The 2,321-nt window shown below is 50.5% G+C and carries 4 protein-coding genes and 1 pseudogene; 2 read left to right on the top strand and 3 right to left on the bottom strand.

All coding sequences use genetic code 11. The features are described 5' to 3' along the window. On the bottom strand, nt 1–231 hold a 231-nt coding region (locus ABF86_RS06500), incomplete at its 3' end, for a transposase (protein WP_160803498.1). Nucleotides 232–317: 86 nt separating this feature from the next. Here ABF86_RS06500 and ABF86_RS06495 point away from each other — a divergent pair. Beyond that, the gene (locus ABF86_RS06495) at nt 318–626 is read left to right on the top strand and encodes a GNAT family N-acetyltransferase (protein ID WP_240142250.1); all 309 of its coding nucleotides are present in this window, start codon (nt 318–320) and stop codon (nt 624–626) included. Between the two features lie 48 nt (nt 627–674). On the opposite strand, the gene ABF86_RS06490 is transcribed toward ABF86_RS06495, so the two are convergent. Beyond that, nucleotides 675–1,319: a MarC family protein gene (locus ABF86_RS06490; RefSeq protein ID WP_083331388.1), complete on the bottom strand. Its 645-nt coding sequence runs from the start codon at nt 1,317–1,319 to the stop codon at nt 675–677. Between the two features lie 92 nt (nt 1,320–1,411). Next, nucleotides 1,412–1,582, bottom strand: coding sequence for a hypothetical protein (locus tag ABF86_RS06485; RefSeq protein WP_160803497.1), 171 nt, complete (start codon nt 1,580–1,582; stop codon nt 1,412–1,414). A 140-nt stretch (nt 1,583–1,722) separates the two neighbouring features. On the opposite strand from ABF86_RS06485, the pseudogene ABF86_RS06480 reads away from it, so the two are divergent. Beyond that, nucleotides 1,723–2,321: pseudogene (locus ABF86_RS06480) on the top strand (IS3 family transposase); the annotation flags it as partial.

Below are 2,321 nucleotides of genomic sequence, written 5' to 3'. Positions count from 1 at the left end.
TTTGTTTTCTAGTTTAAGCCGCCGGATTTCTTCCTGCTCCGGTGTCAGTTTCCCATTACCGCGGAATGCCTGACCATTAGTATCCGCCTGGCTCTCCCTGATCCATCGCCCAAGCATGTTAGCCCTGATTTCCAGGCTTCTGGCAGCTTCTGCTATCGTTAATCCCTGATCCAGTACCAAGCTGATTGCATCCAGCTTGAATTCCTTTGTATAGTGTTTCCTAGGCTCCATTTCATCCTCCAATTAAGACTATTTTCTCTTAACTGGAGTGTCCGGGTCTATTAGACCATATCAACTTGATACAGTTACTGCCAAGAATGATCAGTGCCAACAGCCTCCTCGGCAGCTTACGCTTAGCCATTTGGTTAGGCACTTGGGCTCGTATTGATCCAAAACAACCCCATTGGCACTTAGGTCCTTTAGCGATCGCACCTCAATGGCAATACAAAGGTGTTGGCACACAAATGATTGAGTTCACCATCAACCAATGTGCGGCAAAGGAGCATCTATATTTAGAAACCGACAAACAAAGCAATGTGGACCTCTATCAGCGCTTTGGCTTTAAGACCCTGGCCACACCCACTATTTTAGGTATTCCCAGCTGGGTGATGATTCGCTCAACCTAAACACGCAGCGGAACTGCCGCTTAGGTCAAGCTATTGAGAGTAATCTTGCTATCGAAGTGCTTGCTGAGCTATCGCATCGGCGAAAAACTCATACGCACCTGCCAGGATGAACTGTACACCGATGGCCACCAGGATCAAACCAAAAAAGCGCAGTAATATCTTCTGACCAAGAGGGCTAAGCAGTCCTTGGACGCCTTGCGACAACAAGAGCACGACCCAGAGCACCATCGTCAAGACCACGATCGCCGTCAAAGCGACAGACAGGTTCTTCCAATAGGGCTCGGCAAGCGCAATGGTGATCACGGTGGTGATCGCTCCGGGTCCGGCAACGAGCGGCATGGCGATGGGCACAAAAATCTTGCTTCGACGTTCGTTGTGAGTGAGTGACTCCTGCTGGACACTCGAAGTACGGCCTTGCAGCATCGTCAGCCCCATCAGCAGGATCACCAATCCGCCACCACAACGAAACGCGGAGATGGAAATACCGAAAATGTCTAGCATCCAGTTCCCCGCGACGGCGGCGGCGAACAGGATGGTGAAAACAGAAATCGCCGCTAGCAAAGCGGATTTCCGTCGCTGCGTCCTGTCGAGACCATCGACCGCTTGCAGGAACACAGGAACTGCAGAAAGTGGGTTGGCAATCGCAAGCAATGCGACAATCGCCTGTATGTACTGGTCCATTGGGTTGATCATTCTAATAGAATCGTTGCAGCAGTTTTCGGGGGACTACGTGTCAGCGAAGGGGAGCACAAGCGTTCGGTTGTTGCCATCCCTGCTTTCCAGCTTCACAAAGCCATGGTGCCGGTAGACGCATCGAACTCGTCATCCTTTGCAACTACAACCAATGCAAACACACTGATATCGAGTTGCCGAACCTTGTAAACTGCGTCGGCCAAAAGAGATCGCGCAAGCCCGATGCCTTGATAGAATTGGTCAACCGCTAATCGGCCCATCATCACGATGGGAACCACAGGGTATCGCGGCAGCCGCCTCAAAAGGACATTCGATAGTCGGTAAGACTAACCGAACCGGATGATATGGTCTAATAGACCCGGACACTCCAGTTAAGAGAAAATAGTCTTAATTGGAGGATGAAATGGAGCCTAGGAAACACTATACAAAGGAATTCAAGCTGGATGCAATCAGCTTGGTACTGGATCAGGGATTAACGATAGCAGAAGCTGCCAGAAGCCTGGAAATCAGGGCTAACATGCTTGGGCTATGGGTTAGTCGGTGGAAGGCGGAAACTAATGCAAGAAGTCCGGGATAAAGTGAAACACACCGGAAGAAGTACAAGGTGACGACGGACAGCAATCACCCGTTGCCAGTGTTTGAGAACCAATTGAATCGGCAATTTACGGTTGCCAGACCGGATCAAGTCTATGTTTGCGACATTACCTGCATTTGGACTCAGGAAGGCTGGCTGTATCTGGCGGTTGTCATCGATTTGTTCTCCCGAAAGGTGGTGGGCTGGAGTATGAGCTCACGGATGAAAGCAACACTGGTTTGTGATGCATTACGAATGGCGATCTGGCTACGCCGGCCACCGCCTGGCCTGATCGTGCATTCGGATCGTGGGTCGCAGTATGCTAGCAAAGCATACCGCAATCTACTGAAAGCATACGGTTTTATTGGCAGCATGAGTCGTCTGGGAAATTGTTGGGATAATGCGGTTGCGGAAAGTTTCTTTGGCAG

Source organism: Nitrosomonas sp. GH22 (assembly GCF_009833115.1).
Taxonomy (GTDB): Bacteria; Pseudomonadota; Gammaproteobacteria; order Burkholderiales; family Nitrosomonadaceae; genus Nitrosomonas; species Nitrosomonas eutropha.
This window is presented reverse-complemented; position numbering and strand designations above follow the sequence as displayed.

Excerpts from the sequence above, each read along its gene's own strand:
- ABF86_RS06495 (WP_240142250.1), top strand. The coding sequence starts at position 318 with ATGATCAGTGCCAACAGCCTCCTCGGCAGCTTACGCTTAGCCATTTGG.
- ABF86_RS06490 (WP_083331388.1), bottom strand. The coding sequence starts at position 1,319 with ATGATCAACCCAATGGACCAGTACATACAGGCGATTGTCGCATTGCTT.
- ABF86_RS06485 (WP_160803497.1), bottom strand. The coding sequence starts at position 1,582 with ATGATGGGCCGATTAGCGGTTGACCAATTCTATCAAGGCATCGGGCTT.